Raw genomic sequence first — 21,277 nt, 5'->3', positions numbered from 1 at the left:
CATTGGATACGGGGCAATTGACAATTCTCGACTACTTCACATTCTCTTTCAAATTCCAGTTTCCTTTGCAGGCACCGGAGGGGGAGCAGGCACTCGAGACGGTGATATCCTGAAGCACGACCTTCGAGAATACTTGTCCTCGTGAACCGTCGGCATTGCTGATGCTGATCGTCACGGGCGAGGTAATCACGTCCGGGATGCCGTCGCCGTCGAGGTCGCCGGTCGAGACGGTTACGCCGCTCGGGCAGCTTACTCGGTTATTCGAGATGTTCGAGCGGGTCACTGGCGAATTCTTCGATGTCGTTGCCGATGCGCTTGCGCGGCCCGAGCTCATCGATCCCGACGACATCGAACCGGAGTTTGTCGCTCCCCACGAGAAGCTTTGGATCTCGATGGAAGCGGGCGGATTGCTGCCGTCCTCGCTGACAAAGATGAGGCTGTATGTCCCCGGCTCGACATTCGAGAACGAGAACTTGCCGCTGGCATCGAGCGAGCTCTTATATATTTTGCCGCTCTTCGTGCCTTTGAGTTGCAGGTATGCGTTGAGCGCTGCGAATGTGTTCGAAGCGAACAGGACGATCGCCAGCGCGAGCAGCGTCGCGAACGTCATACGGGTATTGCGTGTGTGTGTCATAGTGGTACGTGAATGAATGAGTGTGAACAAATATATGCGTTCAACGACCGGAATGCAACCCCCGTGACAAGATGAATGTGAATTCACGCAGCATGGCATTCGCGAATCGCTCCGGGCACAAAATCGGCGTTTTCACCCGTACAGCGCATTCCGTGCGTACCTTCGTTCGACCACCACGCACCCAGGGTACTTCGGTACTCCATCACCTACGTATATTTTCACCCATCATCCACGATATATGACCTCAGAAACGCCGCTTTCGAAGAACATTCGGGACATTGTAATCCCCCGTGACCCGAAGGTCGAAGATCGCTACCGCAACGGACGCACCGTACCCATCACCACGTTCATCGAAGATTATATGAACGGCCGAGTCGATCTGACATGCGATGTGCAGAAGCTCTTGCAGAACCGACGGCAGTATTTTAATTATCAGTACGTCGCGCACCACCTGAAATTTTTATTCTCGCAGTTCATCCCGCAGGTGACGATCCATTCTGCGGCACAAGATGAGAAAGTCATTCGCGACCATTATGATCGCGGCAACGATTTCTTCGGCGGATTCCTGGGCGATCGCATGATCTATACCTCCGCGTTTTTCAAGACGGGAAAAGAAGATCTTGAAACGGCGCAAGACCAAAAGATGAATCTCGTCTGCCAAAAAATTAAAATGAAAGCAGGTGAGAAGCACCTTGATATCGGCTGCGGCTGGGGGACGCTCGTCGCGCATTCGGCGAAATACTACGGGACCGATTCGACCGGCATCACGATCGCACAGGCGGGCGCGGATTATGCGAACGCACAAATCGAACGCTGGGGCGTCAAGGACAAAGCCCGCGTTCATCGTATGGATTATCGCAGCATCCCCGATGCAAAGTACAATAAGATTACCTGCCTCGAAATGGCAGAGCATGTCGGCGTCAAGCACTTCACCAAGTTCATGAAGCAGATCGCCGGTTTGCTCGAAGATGACGGATTGTTCTATTTGCAGATCGCGGGCTTGCGAGCCGGGTATCATCAGGAGTCGCTCATCTGGGGTGGCTTTATGGCGCAGTATATCTTCCCGGGCGCAGATGCGTCTATGCCGCTATCATTCGTCGTGAAGCGTTTGGAGAAGGCCGGTTTCGAGATTCACTCGGTCGAGAACATCGGTATTCATTACTCGCAGACGATCCAATTGTGGTATTACAACTGGCAGTCGCACAAGGAAGAGATCCTCGCGAAGTATGGCCAGTGGTGGTTCCGGTGCTGGGAGATCTTCCTCGGCTGGTCGGTCGATATTGCGAAGCAGGGAAATTCGACGTGCTTCCAGATCGTCTGCAACAAGAACCGCGACGAGTTCAACCGTCGTCAATGGTTCGCCGGCACGAACCTCGGCGAGCGCGACCTCTTTACCAACGGCCACTCCTTCGGTGGCGTCGAGCTGACGCATCCTATGGAAATCAACTACTGATTGTTCACGATCACCGGTCGAGCACGGAAGGACGGACGCATTGTCCGTCCTTTTTTATTTCATCAAAACCACTCCGCGATGCCGACAGCGACGATGCCGCCGATGAATGTCGAGATCAGGTTCGTTGCGTTGTTGCCGAGCCAGCGCAGGCCGCGGAGATGTTCGGAGTCCGCACGCCGCTCTTCGATAATGGTGCCGTCGCTTGTCTTGTATTTGACCTGCAGCGCCGAACCGATAATGCTGTCGATAAGCGCACCGCATACTCCTGCGGTCGGGACGACAAGCATTGGTTTCACAAAGACCAACCCGCACAGACCGACATCGTTCGGATACGGGACGAGCGAGAGCGCGGCGATCACCGTTGCGCCTGCGACGCTTGCGAGTGTGCCGACCAGCGATATGCCGCCGGAGAGTCCCGGTGTCATCGGCTGCCACGAAAGACAATCGTACACATTCGTGCCGAAGCGTTTCCCGAACTCCGTCGCCCACGTATCGGCGGTTGCAGTAGCGAGCGAACCGAGAAACAGGAGTGTCGCCTCCGGGCGAAGATCGTGTCGCGCGGCAAGCAACATGATCGCGAGTGTCGGCACAAGACCATTCGCGAGCACTTGTTTCCAGTCGCGCGCACCGGCATGACGTTCGTTCAGACGCGACAGCAGCGAGCCGCTGAGAAAGAAGGCGAGCAGGATGGTGGTTGCCGAGAGATCCCCGAATGCGAAGATCGTCCCGCCAACAACAACAGCCGCAACTGCGCCGCTTGGTGACAATGCCCGCAGTCGCCACGCAACTGCAGCGACGATCGATGCGCCGAGATATCCATAGAACACATTCATCAATGCAGCAATATACCGGATCAAAAATACACTGCGCGAAGTCTGTCGCGTGTCAGTCGATTTTTACGAGCGGGGTTCGTGTATTCTCTGCGGGAGTACGCAGTACGATTTGATAGAAGCCGGATGCTATGTTGCCAAGGTCGAGTGTGAGGTCGTTCGTACCCTGATGCAGATGGCTGGATTGCCGAGCTACTGTGTTTCCCAATACATCGACAATTTCTATTGACGCATCGCACTCGGCACGTGCCTGCACTTCGAGCACTGCGCTATTCGACACGGGATTCGGTACGATCTTCGAAACGACGATCACCCTTCCCGTTCGAAGGTACTGGCGGATCTCGGCGGAGCTGCAAGTATCCGTCATGATAAACGTCGGGTCGGGTGTCGTTGCGGACGGCAGCGAGGCGCCGCAGGGAACAAGCGACTCGTCGATTTCGTCGATCTGCAGGTGCGATAAATGAAGTCTCGTAAGTGTGTCGCGTCCTACACTGACATCGAAGTGCAAGAGCGCAAGTGTATCGTTGGGAGTGACGAGATACGGAGCGCCGTGCAACGAGAGATGCGTCGGTTGCAACCACCGGTCGAACGTCACCGTATTTGCGGATTCGATGCTATTGAGCTCGAGGTTGTCGCCGATCAACTCGATATCGACATCAAGCGCAGCGATGTCGACGAGCGGAGAACTTGCCATCAGCGCATAGTCGATCGCATAGCCTGGTTTCGCCGTGGCGAATGTTGGCGAGAGTGAGATCGTCGGATTCGTGCAGATCGTGTCGCCATCGACGACGACGAGGCCCCATACACTGTTGTCATTCGGCGTCGCGCTCGAGATGTGATCGAGCGTAACCGTGACGGTCTGATCGCTCGGGCGGACGAGCCCCCGGATATCGCTGAGCACATCGGTCGTATCCATCGCTTGATCGGCGCCACACTCGCCAAGCCCGACGAGCGTACCGCGCTCATAGTAGAAGTGCGGCATCGGGCCCGCGCAGTTACCCGAATTCGCTTCGTGCCCGCCGACAACACCGAGACGAGCGTTGTTGGCATTGACGATTTCGCCATCCGAATTGGAATTGCATACATATCCTACATACGCACCGAAGCCAAGCGGCCGGCGACTAACAGCATGGCGGGCGATCGGAATTCTGAAGTTGAGCGACGAAGCAAAGTCTTGCGTATCGAGCACAACGGTGACGCGCGTTTGTGTCGCGCCAGCGAACGTGTATTCGACGACGAGCCAAAAGTCCACATATCGATGCGATGTCGGAGGCTGCGGCGGAACGTCGAGCGTTTGGGTTTGTTGAGCCGGGTCGATCAACGATGTTACATCGACAGCATGTGTGCTGGCAGGATCGCCGTAACTCGACCAATGTCCCAGCGTCATTTGGGTCGCAGGGTCCAAGCGGATTGGGTGGCCGTTAAGCATCAGCGGAAGTATTGCCGGCGTATCGAAATTCCCGGCAAAGAGAATCGCTTTGACGACCTGTGCACCGGCGGGGAAATGGAGCATGATCTGGCCCGATCCCGAACCGTCGTTGTCCGGTGCATATCCGCCGGCGGTGACACCACCCGGGAAGGAGTCGGAGAGATAAATAGACTGTGCGAACGAAACGAATGGGCCGACGAACACCAGGATCGCGGTCAGTACGACCGACCTACACGAACGAAATGCTGCGCGATGTGTTGCCGGAGATAGCATGTCAGTACGAACGAGTCACCATCACGAAGATACGATGCAATCGGTAATTACGCGTATTTTTGCCGAACATGCGTAAAGAACTCGCCGCGCTTTCCAAAGAGACGCTGATTTACGGGACGAGTACCGTGATCGGCCGATTCCTCAATTTTCTGCTCGTTCCGTTCTATGTGAACGTCCTGCATTCGACGAGCGAGTACGGCATCTCGAGTGTGCTCTATACCTGGATCGCATTCCTGAACGTCGTGTATCCGCTCGGGCTCGAAGGAGCGTACTTCCGCTATGCATCGCGCGGCGAACACGAAGCGGCCGACGGCATGCGGCAGACGCGCCTCTTCAGCGGTTCGTTCAATACCATCGTCGCCGTCGGAGCCTTGCTCTCGATCGGGTTTTTCTTTCTTGCTCCGACACTTGCGCCGCCGCTATTCTTCGACCCGAAGACCGACATCACGCCGATGCTGCCGATGCTCACGCGTATCGTGCGGTACTCGGCGATCATCCTGCTGCTCGATGCGATCTCGGTACTGCCGTTCGCCGACCTGCGACTCGAACATCGTGCGAAGAAGTTTGCGGCGATCAAGCTTACGAATATCGTCATTACTCTCATCCTGAATTTTGTGCTGATTCTCGGCTTCCATGCAGGAGTCGAAGGGATCTTCGTGGCGAATCTGGTCGCATCGGCGGTGCAGGTGTTGATGCTCGTGCCGACGATCCTCGCGAAGTATAGAAGCGGCGGTGGCACTGCGTCGCATGACTCGAAGGCGACTTCGCTTCGGACGATGCTCGTCTTCGGTCTGACGAACGTCCCGGCCTATCTCGGAGCGATGATGGTGCAGGTGATCGACCGGCCGATCGTGCAGCTCTATCTTGGGCTTGGCGCGGTGGGTATTTATCAGGCGAACTACCGGATGGGCTTTATCATGATGGTGTTTGTGAGCCTATTCGAGTATGCGTGGCGGCCGTTCTTTATGCGCCAGCACAAAACCGACGATGTGCGTGCACGCTTGTTGTTCTCGCGGATCTTCACGTACTTCATGCTCATTGCGCTCGTCGCGTTCTTATTGCTTTCGTTCTTTCTTCCGTACGTGCTCTCGACGCCCGTCTTTGGCCGACGCTTGTTGCGGGCGGATTATTTGAGCGGGATGAATATCATTCCGGTTGTGCTCTTCGCCTACGTCTTTCAAGGAATGTACACGAATTTCATTGCGGGCATCTATATCAAAGAGCGCAACAAGACACTGCCGTCTATTACCGGCCTCGGCGCACTTGTGAATGTGGCTGTAAATTTATTGCTCATTCCGCCGCTCGGCATCATGGGCGCAGCGCTTGCGACGTTGGCCGCGTATATTGCGATGGCAATCGCGATCTATATTCCGTCGCAGCGAGCGTATCCCATCCAATATGAATGGGGCCGCATCGGACTGCTCGCGCTGGTGGTCGGCGTTGCGTTTGTTGCCGAACGCATTCTTGTCGGGGTGGGCGCAGTTAGTGGTTCTGCCGCAGTCTTCATGGTGCGCGTTGCCTGCACCGGCATTGCCATTGGCGGACTCTTCGCCTTCGGTTTTTTCAGCGAACGCGAGCGTGCGTTCTTCGCTGAGATCGCCGGTCGGTTCCGCCGCAGAGAGGCACGTTAGGAATTCTGCTTCGATTGTTGTATTTTTGCGCCGTATCAACGCCCCCGCATCTATTATGACCAATACATCCACACGCGGGCTACAGTTTGCGATTCTTGCCGCCGCTGCCTTGACCATGCTCACCGCCACAGCGTCGTCGCTGCGCGCACAGCATACGATCAATCCGAACGAACCCAAACCAACGCTCTACGAATTGCTCGACAGCGAATGGGCGTCGCTCATGCACGAATTTCCGGAGTGGGCGACCGAAGTCGGCTACCCCGGGCAAAACGACCGATGGAGCGAACTCGCACCGGAAGCGACCGGCCGCCGACGCGAAGATCTTAACGAATTTCTCGCACAGCTTCGATGGGGCAACCGGCAGCAGTATCTCGACGAACAAGGAAAGTCGGATTTTAAGGCGATCCAATCCTGGGCGATCGACCGTCTCGCAGGCTACGCGTTTCATGACGATTACCTGCTCGTCTCGCAGCAATCGGGTCCGCAGATCGACGCCGTCGGCACGCTCGATCGGCAGCCACATGCGACACTCGAAGACTACAATGACATTCTCGCGCGTCTGCGAGCGCTGCCGAAGCTGATCGATCAGACCATCGCGATGCTGCAACGTGGCATCGACCAACACATCGTGCAGCCGAAGATCATTATGCGCGGCGTGCCCGATCAAATCGCGGCCCTCATCCCGACCGAGCCGTTGAACTCGCCGCTGCTTGCGCGTTTTGTCGAACTACCGACGGCAATCGCTATTGCTGATCGCGACGAACTCAATCGCCAGGCGCAACAGATCTACGCATCGCAGATCGTACCGGCATTCGAGAAGTTTAGAGATTTTATGGTGAAGACGTACATCCCGCACTGCCGCGAGACGATCGGGATGCGCGATCTGCCGAAGGGGCCCGAATGGTATAAATGGAAAGCAGCACACCATACGACGACGAACTATGTCCCCGACGTGATTTTCGAGATGGGCACGAAAGAGGTCGAGCGGATCCGCAAAGAAATGGATTCGGTGCGTCAGGCTGCCGGGTTTAGCGGCGATCTTACCGCGTATTTCGATTTTCTGCGCCACGACAAACAATTCTTCTATACCGATTCCGCAAGCCTCGTCGCAGGGTATCGTGAGATCGTCGAAAAAGCACAGAAGGGGCTGCCGACGATCTTCTCGCACATTCCGTCGTCGCCGCTTGTCGTGCTACCCGTTCCTGCCTATGCGGCGAAGGAAGCAACGACAGCGTATTACGAGCCCGGTTCTGCGGCTGCGCATCGCCCGGGTGTGTATCGGGTGAATACGTACGATCTCTCGTCGCGACCGAAGTGGGAGATGCAGCCATTGTCTCTCCATGAAGCCGTTCCGGGCCATCACTTGCAGTTATCATACAGCGACGAACAGCATACATTGCCCGATCTGCGTAAGTATCTCGATTACACGGCATACGTCGAAGGCTGGGCGCTCTATGCCGAGAGTCTCGGCGATCAGCTTGGCTTCTACACCACACCAGCGGATCGGATGGGGCAGTTGAGCTATGAAATGTGGCGAGCGATCCGGCTCGTGGTCGATGTCGGTATTCACTGGAAGGGGTGGACCCGCGAACAAGCGATCGAGTATTTCACGAAGAATGTCCCGAAGGCAAGTCACGACATCGAAGTCGAAGTAGATCGCTACATCGCCGATCCTGGGCAGGCTCTCGCATACAAGATGGGCGAGATGCGCATTCGCGAAATGCTCGACTATACGCGAAGCGAGCTCACGCCGGACGGGAAGTTCGATCTGAAAGCATTTCACGACCAAGTGCTTTCGATGGGTCCGCTGCCGATGGAGCAATTCGAACGGCAACTCAAAGCATGGGTATTCACGGTTCGCGGCCCACGCGATGTGGTCGGGAAAAAACCTGGAACACCCGGAGGCCCGGCCGCAAAATAAATCCGAGCCCGACCGTCACAGCGTAGGACAAAATAATACGCGCATTCGTGACGCTTCAGGCTCTCATACTGCTCACGCTCAGTTGGGGGCGCATCCTTGGTGCGCTCTCCGGCGAACCTGCGGAAGACCAATTCGGCGAGGAGGTCGTGTGGTCTGCGTTTTCTGCAAAGCCCTTCGTTCTGGTGATCGCCGACCGCGATGCCTCCGACAATGCACGAATCATCGGCGCAGCGCTGCACACGAGCTTCAATGGCAACTATACTGCACCCGAGACCCATCTGCGCAGCACTATGCCGAGCGAACAGGTCAAGATCATCCCCGTTGCTGCCTTGCCCGACGTTCCGGGCGTATTCAAATGGCTCTTCCGCCGCGGGTTTCGCAAGGAAGCGACGACCGGTGTCATCCTCGATTGGGACAGCCGCCTCTCGAAAGCATGCGGGTATACCACCGGAACGGTCCGGTTGGTGATCAAGGTACCGACGCGTGAGGACCCGACGATTCTCGATGTATCCAACGCTCAAACTGCGGTCGAAGCGGTCCGGGCAGCCGTGTTATAACCACTCGCCCCGAGCGGTCGAACGGAGCGATCCATTCTGCGGACGTTTTTGGCAAGTGCCGTGTTATCTCAGCTTACCCTGTATGGGCAGAACGTAGATACGAATGGACAACGAATTGACCCCTCTGGAAAGCCAGAGCGAAGAACGTCCCGAACGCGCACCGACGCCAGCACCGGCACGGGACATCATCGCCGAACGGATGGCGGCACGCATGAAGCAGCAACACAGTGCCCAGCCCGCAAGCGAACCCGTCGAAGCGCCACCGATGGCGAGCGAGCCCAAGACCGAGGCCGAAGCATCGGCAGCATCGCGTACGCAACTCGAGGTTCCGGACTTGTTCATCCCGGCCAAAGATGTCGAACCCCTCAGCCCCGTCCTCGCCGAGACGACGGAAGAAATGCAGACCGAGGCTCCTGCACCCGCCGAGACGCCGGAAGGCGAACACCAGCCGCGAGAACGTCGTGATCGTGGTCGCGACCGACGAGGCCGTGACCGCCGCGATCGCGGTCCGAGACCGGAAGGTCAGCCGACGCTGGCAGCAGGCATTGCCGAATCGGCCGCTGAAACGGCGCAGCCCGAAGGTGCTTCCGCAGAACCGCGTGCTGATCGCGGCACTCGTGGTCAGCGCCCCGAACGTCGTGAGCGTCCTGAGCGCAGCGAACGGCCGGAACGCGCTCCGCGAGCCGATCGTGGCGATCGTCCCGAACGCAGCGAGCGCCCGGAGCGAAGCGAGCGACCCGATCGAGGTGCGCGCCCCGAACAGCGCAGAGAGCAACGACCGCCGAGGCCGGAGATGCGTGTCGGAGGACCGAAAACGGCGGACAACGCATTCCCACGAGCCCGTGCGATGGCGACAAACCTGGGTATCTCTGTGGTGATCCCGCTCTATAACGAGCAGGAATCGCTTCGCGAACTCGTCGCATCGGTCCGCGAAGAGCTGTTCAAATTGTGCGAGAAGAATAACGAGATCATTCTCATCAACGATGGCTCGACCGATCGTTCTTCGGAGATCTTGCGAGACATCGCCGAAGGGACGAGCCGCGTCACGGTGCTGACATTCCGCTCGAACTTAGGAAAGTCGGCGGCGCTTGCCGCAGGATTTCGCGAAGCGAAGCACGGCATCGTCATCACGATGGACGCCGATCTGCAGGACGACCCGAAGGAGTTCACGAATCTGATCTCGAAACTCGACGAAGGATACGATCTCGTGACCGGCTGGAAGAAGAAGCGTAACGATCCGCTTTCGAAGACGGCGCCGTCGAAGCTCTTCAACTCCGTCACCAGCTTCTTTAGCGGATTGAAATTGCATGATTTCAATTGCGGGCTCAAAGCGTATCGCAAGGCCGTGACCGACTCGCTCGACGTCTACGGCGAAATGCACCGCTATTTGCCGGCTCTGGCACACTGGATGGGCTTCCGTGTTGCGGAAGTGCCGGTGTTGCATCACCCGCGTAAGTTCGGAAAATCCAAATTCGGCACGAGCCGCTTTTTCAAAGGCTTCTTAGATCTCTTGACCATCATCTTCACCAATCGCTACGGCCGCCGCCCGCTGCATTTCTTCGGGACGATCGGCACACTCTTCGCCTTCATCGGCTTTGTCATCAATGTGTGGGTCTCCGTCGAATGGGCACGCGGACTCACGACGCTTTCGAATCGCCCGATCCTGCTGCTCGGTGTGCTGCTGATTTTGGTCGGCGTGCAACTCATCTCGATCGGCTTGCTCGGCGAAATGATGGTGAAGAACTCGATGCGCAACCAGCAGACTTCGGTCGAGCGCCAACGACGCGCACCGCGACCGAGGAATCATTAAGACATTGCATGTACGGCGAACGCATGTGACGTTCGTACATCGAATGTAAATCGTACCGTGTTCAGATCGAATTTTGCATTGAAGGATGGACATTCTCATCAATTCCGATTGTCGGCATTTTCGAGGCGACATTCCGTGCAAGCCACATAAAGAGTTCGGCGTGCATTGCGACGGCTGCGAACACTACGCACCCGTCACCGAGAACATCCTCGTCATCAAGCTCGGCGCAGCGGGCGACGTGCTGCGCACCACACCGCTGCTTACGCCGCTGAAGAACGAGCACCCGACTGCGCGCATTTGGTGGTTGACGCTCTCGCCGGAATTGGTGCCGACGTCGATGGTCGATCGCATCCTGAAGTGGAGCCCTGATAGTCTCGAGATCCTCGGTGCGCTGAAGTTTTCGCGTATCATCAATCTCGATAAAGACCATCACGCCTGCGCGCTTGCAAACCGCTTGCACGCCAAACGTAAAGAAGGCTTCCTGCTCGACGAGCTTGGCGTGTCGCGTCCGGCGAATGCGTTGGCAGCCGAGAAGTATGTCACCGGCGTGTTCGACGATGTCAGCAAAGCGAATCGCAAATCATATCCCGAAGAACTCTTCGAGATCTGCGGCTACAAATTCGCCGGCGAGAAATATCTGATCGACGCTCCGGCAGATATGCAGTTCGAGGGACTCGATCTCTCGAAGCCGCTTATCGGCATGAACACCGGCGCGGGTGCGCGCTGGACGTCGCGCTTGTGGGCCGTCGAACACTGGGCCGAGTTGGCAAAGAAATTACAGTCGCAAGGCTACGGCGTGCTGTTACTCGGCGGACCCGACGAAGATGCGCGCAACCGCGAGATCGCTCGCCTTGCCGACGGTGCTGCACAGTACCTCGGGACGTTCGGGTTGAAGCAGTTCATCTCGCTTGTCGACAAGTGCTCGACGATCATCAGCGGTGTGACGATGGCGTTTCATATTGCAGTCGCACTCGAAAAGAAGATTGTCCTGATCAATAATATATTCAATAAGTACGAGTTCGGCGATCTGTATGGTCTCGGCGAGCTCATCGAACCGGACAAGCCGTGCCAGTGCTACTTCCGCGGCACATGCGTCAATCCCGAGTATTTCTGCTTAGACCACCTGCCGGTCGAAAAAGTCTATCAGTCAGCAATACACCTACAGTAGCGCGATACACTGTGCGCCACTGTAGGTGTATGAGGTAGGCTACGTACACAGGGGAAGAAACTTCCTAATCCTTCGTGAAGAGGTGCGATACCTTTCGTCCGAGTGTATCGATGCCGCGAGTGATCGCTTCGCCCGCGCGTTTCATGCTTCCTTGTGCTTCGTCACGCTGAGCGAGTCGGCGATGTAGGGCGATCACGCGTTCGCGCACATCGTTTCTCGCCGCTCTGCTCGTCGCCGTCGCATTGCGAATCTTCATGTCATAGAGTGACAAGCTGTCCTCGATTTCGGCGATGCGCTGTTCGGATTGAAGTTTGAAGCGGTCCCAGTCGGCAGCGAGGATTGCCGCCGTATCTACGACCGGCGCGCTTGCAACAGCGGCCATGGCCTGCGCTTCCGGCCTCTCGTGCGTGTCCTTACAACTACAAAGGAGCGATGTCAGCATCATTGCTCCCGCTATGAATCGATATGCTTTCATAGGAGTGTGCAATTTGTGAACACTACCATGAATATGCTCAACTATCGTGCCAAACGGGAGACCCTACGATAACCTATCGTATTTCCACTACTTGGGAGCACATGTAATCCGTCGGTTGTCAGTGAATCGGTTGGTGCGCGATCATTTTTTCGGCTACTTCGATGCCTTTTTCGAGTACTTCGTCTTTTCCATCGCGAATGCCGCGGAGTGTCGGTTTGCACACGACCGTCGGTGCAATGCCGACGTCATGTAATTGCGAACCGTCGTGCTTGAGCACTTGCATGCCGGTCCAGGACACATAGAATTCTCCCGGGAGCGTGAATGGATTAATATTCCCGTCCGTGCCGGCGGTGGTATCGCCGACAATCTCGCCGATGTGGTATGCGTCGATGATACTCAGATACGTCTCGGCGGCGCTGACGGCGCGTCCGTCGGCCAGATGGACGATATTCGTCAGGTGGGGCAGACTCGGTTTGATCTGCCATCGGACATTGCTCCACTTTGCATCGACGCGATCGGGCAACATCACCAGCGGGACGCTCATCCGAGGCGATAGTGCAGTCGTCGAGATCATGTGCGAGATCGGTTCGCGAAGCATGTGATTCGGATACCCGCGCAGATCGAAGATCACTGCGTTTGCATGTTCGAGTTTGCCGAGCGCTGCGCTAAGCTCGTCCGATGTTGTCGCATCGAGATCGACATACCAGATTCCATCGCGCAATTCACCGATATGTTCTTTCTTCGGTCGAGCAAATGTCGGCGTAACACTCGGCACAACTTCGGCGATGTCGCGATACTTATTGTCTCGGTCGCTGATCGTCAATACCACGCTATCGGCGTCGAGCGCAGCATAGAGGTTCTCATACACCTTGTATTCATGCGCCGTCCGAGTGGCGGCGGGTGTCAGACTATCGATCCGTGCGTACCATTGCGCGATGGGGACTCCATTTACTTTATTGATCACATCGCCAACGCGAATCGCACCCGCATATCCTTCGGCGAGTTGATTGACGACGACTCTGCTGTCTGCGATGACGGCCGTGAACGGGGCTTGTCGGTGCGGCGCCATATCTCCGACCCATGCGTGTCCGTCGTGCAACGATGCCATCATTATTCGGAGTGTGCGACCGAAGCGCAGATCGTCGTCATCGCTCGCGGCGCGCGTGAGTGCCGCGCGGAGTTCGTGCATCCAATCTACATGGACGACATCGAAGTACGGCCAGAAGTGCTCAATGATGTTCCAGGCAGTGATCACGTCCGCAAGCCGCGTCGCACGGTCGTTGCCGCTTGGGTAGTACCCGCTGCGAAGCGTGTCGATCGCTCGGTGGCCGCCTGTGCCCAGAAGATGCGTCAGCGATTTGGGTAATGCGATCGGCAACAGACAAGATACGCCTGCGCCAAGGTCATAGCGAGCAGGCGTGGTGCTCGGGAATGCACTTGTATGCTTCACCGCTTGCGAGACTGTCGAGAACGCGGCGGCCATGCCGCTGAAATGCTCTCCGGTACGAATATCTTCGACGTAATCGTTCGTCGGCGAGCCGTCCCAATGTTTCCAGCCTTCTTCGAAACTGCCGTTGAGCAACAGATTCGGATGCTCCGGCGTGACACTATCGCCGATGCAGAGCGCTTCGTCATCGTAATATACGCCCGTCGCGGCGTAGATGCGAGCCGAGACGCTGATGCTGTCTGCATCGACCGGTATCGTTGCAGAGACGCTTACTCGCTGCCATTGCGGCGATGGCACGACGAGCGTATGCTCGAGTGGTGTCTCGTTGAATGCGCCGTGGCTGGCGACTCGGATGGCGAACTCGACCGGGACTTCATGACTTCCGAAGCCCGAATGTGTATAGACCGAATATGTGACATGTTGTCCGCGCAGCGATGAAGCATTAACAGTCTGGGTCAGACCGCCGTACGCGCCTTCGGTCGCCGTGCGGCCGGTGAATTCGTCAGCCGATACGCGGCGGCTATTATACATGTTGCCGTCGCCGAGAAGACGGACGCCGTGATGCAGCCATGCGATGGCAACATCCGTGTCCGATGGATGTGCAAGCTCTGGTGGAGTGGCCGCCGGCTTCTCGTTTGCAAACACTCGAAGCAACGGGGCAACCGGGGCGAAGAACGTTTGCAGTCTCGTTGCAAGTGTTGCAGCGTCCGGCGCGTCTTCGACAGCACGAACGCCGTTGATCGGGATGATATTCCAGTTCGCGTCGGCAACACCGTCGCTCGGATGAAAGAACCGAACGTATCCGTATAATTTTGCGAACGCGACGAGGTTCTCGAGGCCCCGAGGCGTGAGCGGCTTCGCCTCTTGACGAGCAAAGAGCATGCTATCCGCTTCGACGATATCGAAGTGTGCATCGTCGATATATGCTTCGCCGCTGCCATTGAGCATGCACCCGATATTGATGACGACCGCATCGGTATCAACCCGTCCGATAATGTCGTAGCTGCGCCACGTCGAGCTATTGACGCGGCGATCGGACATGTTGTCGGAGAACCCGGTGCGTTGCTTGCTGCGGTCAACGCGCATCCAGAGCCGTGCATAACACGTTGTCGATCCGTCGGTACGAAGCGCTGCCCGAAACCGAACAACTTTCCCGCGATAGGGCTTCGCGTCGATCGTCTGCATCAGGTTGCCGAACTCGCCCGGGTTCGGCGGTGCGACGCTCGCGATCCGCGCACACTGCACCCCGTGAGACGGCGATGTCTTCGAGATCGTTGCCGCGTAATTCGGCATGTACTCTTTTGCAGGGGTGAACCACCCGCGAAGGGGGAAGTGCATGAGCGAATCGTCTTCGAAGTCCATATTCTGTCCGGTCGATGGGAACGGCAGCGTCTGGGCTCGGCTGCCCGAAATAGCAACAACGAAGATCGCAAGGAAACACAACAGTGAGACCGTTCGAAAGCGGGGAGCCTCGAAATGCGTCATGGCAATGGTGGATGATAAATCCGAGTGCTACAGAACAATCGCTCGGCGGTAGAGTTCGAGACGAGGCAGGATGGTTGATCAGAATGAGTACCCCACCGGTAGCGCCGACAGTAGTCGGCGCCCCTTGCTTTTATAAGACTCGCAGCTTCGCGAACTTCAGCATCAGGTTCTTTCGGCCTCGGCCTTCGAAATCGACGACGGCTTTGGCCTGGTCGCCTTTGCCGCTGACTTCGATCACGCGGCCCTCGCCGAAAATCTCGTGCGAGACGCGTACCCCGCGACGCAGTACCTGACCGTCCGATTCGACCTGCGAATACTCGCTCGGCGCATCCTCCTGCGCATAGGGTGAACGAGACGCGGGAGAGGAGCCGTAGGTCTTCGACGGATATTTCTTCGTACCGAACGTACGGTTGCCGATCGTCGCCGAACGGTTGAAGACCGGAGAGTTAGTGACGAAATCGGTATCGCTCGATGTGGTGCGGCTGCGAAGCGACGAGACGTGCGAACCGTAACTCGTCGTGAGTTCGACGCTTTCGGATTCGCTCACTTCGTCGAGAAAACGCGACGCCATTGCGGAGGAATACTCGCCGTATTTCAGCCGGTTCTTCGCGTAGGTCAGAAAACACTTCTTCATCGCGCGCGTGATGCCGACGTAGAGCAGACGGCGCTCTTCTTCGATCGAAAAATCGTCGAACGATGTGTTCGGATTCGGGAAGAGCCCTTCTTCGAGGCCTGTGACGAACACGACCGGAAATTCCAGTCCTTTGGCCGCATGCAGCGTCATGAGCGTGACGGCATTCTTCGAACCGTCCACATTATCGATGTCGCTCACAAGCGAGATCTCTTCGAGGAAGGACTCGATCGTCGCATCGGGCTTTTCGGTGAAGTGATCGGTGATTGCCGACAGAAATTCGCGCAAGTTCTCATAGCGTGCGAGCGACTCGAGGGTGTTCTCGAGTTTGAGCTCCGCAAGCATGCCCGTTTCGTCGATGAGCGAACGGAGCAGTTCGCTGGGGCTGAGTTCGTTGCGAACCTTGCGATACTTCTCGATGAGATTATGAAAACCCTGTAGTTTCCCGACGAGGCGCGGCATGATGCCCGGAATCTGTTCTGCCTGACCGAGAATATCGAGCACATAGGTACCGCTCTCGCGGGCGAATTCGAGCACACGCTTGAGTGTGGTCTCGCCGATGCCGCGCGCGGGAAAGTTGATGACGCGCACCACCGATTCGTTATCTGCCGGATTGACAAGCAGGCGAATGTATGCGAGCGCATCTTTGATTTCTTTTCGCTTGTAGAACGCGACGCCGCCGATAATGATGTACGGGATGCCCTGTCGGCGGAATGCATCTTCGAGTGCGCGGCTTTGTGCGTTGGTGCGGTAGAGCACCGCAAACTGGTTGAGCCCGTAGCGTTCTTTGCGGATCTCGTCTTCGATCGAGCGAACGATGAACGCCCCTTCTTCGCGTTCGTCCGAGCATTCGACCACCCGAACCGGGTCGCCCTTCGGATTATCGGTAAAGAGCGTCTTCGCGATCTGTTTCTTGTTGTGCTTGATCAGCGTATCGGCAGTGGCGAGGATGTTGCCGGTCGAACGGTAATTCTGTTCCAGACGAAACGTCTTGACGTCGGGATAATCTTTCTCGAAGTCGAGAATATTCTTGATGTCGGCGCCGCGAAACGCGTAGATCGACTGGGCATCGTCGCCGACGACCGTCAGATTGCGGTGTTCGTCGGCGAGCAGCTTGATGACCATGTACTGCGCCCGGTTGGTATCCTGATACTCGTCGACAAGCACATAGCGAAAGCGACGCTTGTACATCTCGAGCGCTTCGGGATGATGGACGAAGAGCTCGATCGTCTTTACAAGCAGATCGTCGAAGTCCATCGCGTTCGATTCCTTGAGTCCTTTGATATACTCCGGATATATTTCCGCGATTTTCTCGCTGAAGAAGTCATGCGCCATCAGCGAAAACTCTTCGGGGCGGATGAGATTGTTCTTCAGCGACGAAATGCGGCTTCGGACGGCGTTGGGATTGAACTGATCGCGCGGAATATTGAGCCGCTCCATTGTACGCTTGATCAGCGCAAGCGTATCGTCGGTGTCGTAGATCGAAAAACTTTGGGTGTAGCCGAGTAGTTCGGCATGACGACGGAGAATTCGGGCGAAGACCGAATGGAACGTACCCATCCACAAATCGGCCGTCAGGTCTGCGCCGACCAGATGCGCGATGCGCTCCTTCATTTCGCCGGCGGCCTTGTTAGTAAAGGTCAGCGAAAGAATTTCCCACGGACGAATGCCGCGCTCGAGCAAGTAGGCGATGCGATGCGTCAGGACGCGCGTTTTGCCCGAGCCGGCGCCGGCGACAACCATCGTCGGTCCGTCGGAGCCGCTGACAGCGGCCGCCTGCGCAGGGTTCAGTCCGGTAAGAAGTTTCGATTGCATTTGGGGGCGAATCTAACACGAATTGAGTCCGGAATGTGGCAGGAAATTCGAATGTAAAATACGGAATGTGGCGTGCAGAATGTAAAATGTAAGATGTAAAATGTAAAATTAAGCGATACTGCATTCCAATTTTACATTTTACATCTTACATTTTACATTTAACATTCTCCCCACGTTCTGCTCAGTTTCCAAAGCCAGGCTTGATCGGTGTCGAGAGTGGGGCCTGGGCGTTCGGGTTTTGGTAGGCCGAGGCCGGAGCGTCGATGATGGGGCGGAGGATGTGGTAGTTCGTCATGTCCTGGTCGCTGACGAAGCCGTGGCCGTTGGTGACACGGCCGTTCTTTTCCGTGATGCGCACGAATGCGTCGGAGCGGATCTCATGGGTTTGATTATCCCAAAGCAACGAGTCGGTGATAACCACGGTGCCGGAATCGCTCGTGATCTTGACGGAATCGTATGCCGTCATATTCTTCGTGTTGTCGTTGATAAACGCGCGACGAGAGGTAAGCACGCTCGAACGTTTGTTCTCTTTATCGAAGAAATCGACGCGTACCGACGAATCGAGCTTCGTGTAGCGTTGGCGCTCCCAGATGCGAACGCCTTTGGCATTGAGCACTGCACGAACTTTGCCGTCGCTCGAAAATGTCACGCGTGTATCGGTGCCGATTTGTGTCGGGCCTTCCTGTTCGGCGATCGTTGCGGATTTCGGCGGTGTGACTTCGCCGCTGGTGCAAGAGAATAAGAGCACGATCATTGCCAGAACGCATAAGCGGCATGAGATTCCCAGAGAAATTGCCATCGGCAGCCGCCCGAAGCATGTGTAGCGGCGCATTGCAACCCGTGAGGTGGGTCTCAACGAATTCTCAGCCTTAGATTCAGGCTGACACTCTGTGTGCACAGTGTTCACGCGATCCCGACTCTGACGATTTCATGCAGATGAATGAGCCCCACGACATGCCCATGTTCATCGAGCACCGGAAGCTGCATCACTTTCGGCGACGGGTCTTCCATGTGGTGGAGCGCTTCGATGGCGAGTGTATCGGCAGACGTAGTTTTCGGCGTCTGGCTCATGAGGTCGCCTGCGGTCACGGTGCGCACATCGACCAGTTCCTGCCGCTGGAAGAATCGCCGCAAGTCGCCATCGGTGACAATGCCGACGAGCGAGTTCGTACGGTCGACGACACATGCGGCTCCTAATCTCTTGCCGGAGATTTCGAGCATGACGGCCGGCAGCGGCGTCTCGCGAGTAACGATCGGAATGTCCGCGCCGCTCGACATCAGATCGCGCACAGTCATCGTCAGTCTGCGGCCGAGTGCGCCGCCGGGATGCAATCGTGCGAAGTCGTCGCTCGTGAAATTGCGCGCCTCGAGCAACGCAACGGCGATTGCATCGCCGATGACAAGCTGCGCCGTTGTTGACGATGTCGGCGCCAGATCGTGCGGGCACGCTTCTTCTTTGACGATGGCGAAGAGTGTCGCACCGCCGCCGTCGCGTGCGGCCTTTGCAAGCTGCGAACGTGCATTCGAAGTGATCGCGATGATCGGAACCTGCCGTTCGTTCGCCGCCGAGAGGACGGGCGCCAGCTCGTCGGACTCGCCGCTCTTCGAGAGCATAAGCAATATATCGCCGCGCTGCAAGAGGCCGATGTCGCCGTGCGACGCTTCCGCCGGATGCAAGAAGATGGCAGGCGTGCCGGTCGAAGTGAGCGTCGAGGCGATCTTGCGGGCGATATGGCCCGATTTGCCCATGCCGCTGACCACCACACGGCCGCTACAGGCAAGCATCAGCTCGCATGCGCGTGCGAAATCGAGTTCGTCGAGCGATGCCATCGTTTGCGCGATGGTCTCGGACTCGATGCGGAATGTGCGTTTCGCAGATTCGAATAACGATCGGGTACGCTCTGTATGCACTGTAATAGTATTCGTGTAGCCCCGGCGTGGCGCGATGCTACTTGTGCCGGGTGAATAACTTTCCGATGATCGACGGCTTCACCCGCTCGGGCGGAAGCGCGATCTTGCCCGCATCAAATTTACGGCTCGCAATCGAATTCTGTTCTAAGAGCGCATGCCGCAAATCGCTGTCGGAATATTCCGCAAGCGTTTCGAACATTTTCGCAGGCTGCGTTACGAGTTTTGCATCCCGGATCTGATGCGTGCGGAACACTTCGTCGGCAAAACCGGTGACAGCGATCATTTGATTGAACCCAGTCGTATGGTGATGCAGCCATACAACATGCTTGGCTGTCGAGATCGCAAGCGTATAGAGCGGATGCAGATTCGAGTCGGTCAGCACGACCTCGCGTACTATTTCACCAGTCGCCGGGCACGGCATGCCGGGTTTCCAGTACGAATACGTCCAGCCCGAAGTTACTTCAATGTCGTCCGGGATCGGCCACTGGCCGCTGAATTGCACCTCGATCAGATTGTCCGGATTCGGATCGTGCACGCTGATCGAGATCGAACCGCCACCGCGCGTGTGGCATTCGCCGTACGCAACGACCGGCGCCATACCGAGCGAGAGGTCGAGTTCGGCGCCCTGGTTGCCCATCATCAAATCGCCGTGTCCCCATCGGCCTTCGCCGACAATGATATCGTTCTCGATTCGTTCGAGCGCAAGGCGATAGGTTTCGCATTCGGCTGGAAGAATCCAACGAACGAACTCGAGTTCGGCAGTCGTGAGCGAGCGCGGAAAGTGTATCACGATCTATTATTGAGTAGAGTAATACATCGCCCGTGGTCGGTGGTGTACGAAAGCGCGGGCGACGCAAGCATCGCCCCTACGGTATCACAGTGCATTTCGGATCGAGATCAGCGAAGTAAGCAATCCTTCCAACTCGCCGAGCGGCAACTGCGTCGCGGCATCGCTCTTGGCTTCGGCCGGGTTCGGATGCGTCTCGATAAACATCCCGTCGATGCCGACGGCCATGGCTGCACGTGCCAGCGGCGGAATAAATTCGCGTGCGCCGCCCGACTTGCCGTGTTGGCTGGGGCGCTGCACACTATGCGTCGCGTCGAAGATCACCGGCGAGCCGAACTCGCGCATGACGGGGAGCGAACGAAAATCGACGATAAGATCGCCATATCCAAATGTCGTTCCACGCTCGGTTACTGTGACATTCGGATTCCCTGCGGCCACCACTTTTTCGCGCGCAAACTTCATATCTTCGGGCGACATGAACTGTCCCTTCTTGATATTAATGATCTTCGCGGTTGCTGCCGCAGCTTCGAGCAGATCGGATTGCCGCGCGAGGAATGCGGGGATCTGCAGCACATCGGCGACTTGCGCCGCGAGCGCGGCCTCGTCGGGCAGATGCACGTCGGTCAGGATCGGGAAGCCGTAGGTCTTCTTGATCTGCTCCAGCAAACCGAGTGCGGCAACGTCGCCGATCCCTGTAAAGCTCAAGCCGCTGGTGCGGTTGGCCTTGCGGTAGGACGATTTGAAAATAAAATCGACGGGGAGCTTCGTTTGGATCGCCGCGAGCTTCTCGGCGACCGCCGAGAGCACGTCGTACGACTCGACGACGCATGGTCCGGCAATCACAGGGAAGCGTTCGGTGCCCCCACCGATCGCGATGGATGCACCTGTGGGCGTTGGGATCAGGATCTGCAACATAGGCAATCGTAACACGATAACGGGCCGGAAGATTATTCGCAAATTCCCTCGGTGCCCCGGCCCCCGTTGTAACATCGGGTATGCTTGGGAGTTTATAGTGACGTA

The 21,277-nt window shown here is 56.9% G+C and carries 16 protein-coding genes; 6 read left to right on the top strand and 10 right to left on the bottom strand.

Translation table 11 applies throughout. The annotated features are described in order from the left end of the window. Positions 1-31: 31 nt before the first annotated feature. Positions 32-634, bottom strand: a complete 603-nt coding sequence (locus tag JSS75_08935; GenBank protein MBS1903814.1) for an FG-GAP repeat protein — start codon at positions 632-634, stop codon at positions 32-34. Positions 635-995: 361 nt separating this feature from the next. Between JSS75_08935 and JSS75_08930 the strand changes: the two genes are divergently transcribed. Next, entirely contained in the window at positions 996-2,087 is a 1,092-nt protein-coding gene (locus JSS75_08930) for a class I SAM-dependent methyltransferase (protein MBS1903813.1), read from the top strand. Positions 2,088-2,149: 62 nt separating this feature from the next. On the opposite strand, the gene JSS75_08925 is transcribed toward JSS75_08930, so the two are convergent. Both JSS75_08925 and JSS75_08920 read right to left on the bottom strand, forming a co-directional pair. Then, positions 2,150-2,944 carry a DUF92 domain-containing protein gene (locus JSS75_08925; protein ID MBS1903812.1) on the bottom strand — a complete coding sequence of 265 codons (795 nt, stop codon included), beginning with the start codon at positions 2,942-2,944 and terminating at the stop codon, positions 2,150-2,152. Positions 2,945-2,972: 28 nt separating this feature from the next. After that, a complete protein-coding gene (locus JSS75_08920) occupies positions 2,973-4,619 on the bottom strand; it encodes a T9SS type A sorting domain-containing protein (GenBank protein MBS1903811.1) in 1,647 nt (548 codons plus the stop codon). Between the two features lie 68 nt (positions 4,620-4,687). Between JSS75_08920 and JSS75_08915 the strand changes: the two genes are divergently transcribed. The 5 genes from JSS75_08915 (at position 4,688) to JSS75_08895 (ending at position 11,706) form a co-directional block, all read left to right on the top strand. Further along, positions 4,688-6,250: a polysaccharide biosynthesis protein gene (locus JSS75_08915; GenBank protein ID MBS1903810.1), complete on the top strand. Its 1,563-nt coding sequence runs from the start codon at positions 4,688-4,690 to the stop codon at positions 6,248-6,250. Between the two features lie 55 nt (positions 6,251-6,305). Beyond that, positions 6,306-8,171 (top strand): DUF885 domain-containing protein, encoded by a 1,866-nt coding sequence (locus JSS75_08910; GenBank protein ID MBS1903809.1) that lies wholly within the window; start codon positions 6,306-6,308, stop codon positions 8,169-8,171. 47 nt (positions 8,172-8,218) lie between these two features. Then, complete coding sequence (locus JSS75_08905) at positions 8,219-8,728, top strand: hypothetical protein (GenBank protein ID MBS1903808.1); 510 nt, start codon at positions 8,219-8,221, stop codon at positions 8,726-8,728. Between the two features lie 859 nt (positions 8,729-9,587). Next, on the top strand, positions 9,588-10,538 hold the full coding sequence (locus tag JSS75_08900) for a glycosyltransferase family 2 protein (GenBank protein MBS1903807.1): 951 nt from the start codon (positions 9,588-9,590) through the stop codon (positions 10,536-10,538). Positions 10,539-10,623: 85 nt separating this feature from the next. Then, positions 10,624-11,706 carry a glycosyltransferase family 9 protein gene (locus JSS75_08895; protein MBS1903806.1) on the top strand — a complete coding sequence of 361 codons (1,083 nt, stop codon included), beginning with the start codon at positions 10,624-10,626 and terminating at the stop codon, positions 11,704-11,706. Positions 11,707-11,770: 64 nt separating this feature from the next. Here the strand turns inward: JSS75_08895 and JSS75_08890 are convergent, their stop codons facing one another. From JSS75_08890 to kdsA, 7 genes are all read right to left on the bottom strand, one after another. Next, entirely contained in the window at positions 11,771-12,181 is a 411-nt protein-coding gene (locus JSS75_08890; protein MBS1903805.1) for a hypothetical protein, read from the bottom strand. 118 nt (positions 12,182-12,299) lie between these two features. Further along, positions 12,300-15,113, bottom strand: coding sequence for a hypothetical protein (locus JSS75_08885; GenBank protein ID MBS1903804.1), 2,814 nt, complete (start codon positions 15,111-15,113; stop codon positions 12,300-12,302). Positions 15,114-15,243: 130 nt separating this feature from the next. Further along, positions 15,244-17,559: a UvrD-helicase domain-containing protein gene (locus JSS75_08880; GenBank protein ID MBS1903803.1), complete on the bottom strand. Its 2,316-nt coding sequence runs from the start codon at positions 17,557-17,559 to the stop codon at positions 15,244-15,246. A 181-nt stretch (positions 17,560-17,740) separates the two neighbouring features. Beyond that, on the bottom strand, positions 17,741-18,358 hold the full coding sequence (gene lptC / locus JSS75_08875) for an LPS export ABC transporter periplasmic protein LptC (GenBank protein MBS1903802.1): 618 nt from the start codon (positions 18,356-18,358) through the stop codon (positions 17,741-17,743). Between the two features lie 104 nt (positions 18,359-18,462). After that, on the bottom strand, positions 18,463-19,389 hold the full coding sequence (locus JSS75_08870) for a KpsF/GutQ family sugar-phosphate isomerase (protein MBS1903801.1): 927 nt from the start codon (positions 19,387-19,389) through the stop codon (positions 18,463-18,465). A gap of 118 nt (positions 19,390-19,507) precedes the next feature. Beyond that, a complete protein-coding gene (locus JSS75_08865) occupies positions 19,508-20,260 on the bottom strand; it encodes a hypothetical protein (protein ID MBS1903800.1) in 753 nt (250 codons plus the stop codon). A gap of 84 nt (positions 20,261-20,344) precedes the next feature. Then, positions 20,345-21,172: a 3-deoxy-8-phosphooctulonate synthase gene (gene kdsA, locus JSS75_08860; protein ID MBS1903799.1), complete on the bottom strand. Its 828-nt coding sequence runs from the start codon at positions 21,170-21,172 to the stop codon at positions 20,345-20,347. Positions 21,173-21,277: the final 105 nt, after the last annotated feature.

It is taken from the genome of Bacteroidota bacterium (genome assembly GCA_018266755.1).
Lineage (GTDB): Bacteria > Bacteroidota > Ignavibacteria > Palsa-1295 > Palsa-1295 > JAFDZW01.
The sequence above is the reverse complement of the archived record's forward strand: the minus strand, read 5'-3'. Positions and strand labels throughout refer to the sequence as shown.

Bases quoted from the DNA above. Each gene is read 5' to 3' on its own strand.
- JSS75_08935 (MBS1903814.1), bottom strand. From the start codon at position 634: ATGACACACACACGCAATACCCGTATGACGTTCGCGACGCTGCTCGCG.
- JSS75_08930 (MBS1903813.1), top strand. From the start codon at position 996: ATGAACGGCCGAGTCGATCTGACATGCGATGTGCAGAAGCTCTTGCAG.
- JSS75_08920 (MBS1903811.1), bottom strand. From the start codon at position 4,619: ATGCTATCTCCGGCAACACATCGCGCAGCATTTCGTTCGTGTAGGTCG.
- JSS75_08915 (MBS1903810.1), top strand. From the start codon at position 4,688: ATGCGTAAAGAACTCGCCGCGCTTTCCAAAGAGACGCTGATTTACGGG.
- JSS75_08910 (MBS1903809.1), top strand. From the start codon at position 6,306: ATGACCAATACATCCACACGCGGGCTACAGTTTGCGATTCTTGCCGCC.
- JSS75_08895 (MBS1903806.1), top strand. From the start codon at position 10,624: ATGGACATTCTCATCAATTCCGATTGTCGGCATTTTCGAGGCGACATT.
- JSS75_08890 (MBS1903805.1), bottom strand. From the start codon at position 12,181: ATGAAAGCATATCGATTCATAGCGGGAGCAATGATGCTGACATCGCTC.
- JSS75_08885 (MBS1903804.1), bottom strand. From the start codon at position 15,113: ATGACGCATTTCGAGGCTCCCCGCTTTCGAACGGTCTCACTGTTGTGT.
- JSS75_08880 (MBS1903803.1), bottom strand. From the start codon at position 17,559: ATGCAATCGAAACTTCTTACCGGACTGAACCCTGCGCAGGCGGCCGCT.
- lptC (MBS1903802.1), bottom strand. From the start codon at position 18,358: ATGGCAATTTCTCTGGGAATCTCATGCCGCTTATGCGTTCTGGCAATG.
- JSS75_08870 (MBS1903801.1), bottom strand. From the start codon at position 19,389: ATGGCATCGCTCGACGAACTCGATTTCGCACGCGCATGCGAGCTGATG.
- kdsA (MBS1903799.1), bottom strand. From the start codon at position 21,172: ATGTTGCAGATCCTGATCCCAACGCCCACAGGTGCATCCATCGCGATC.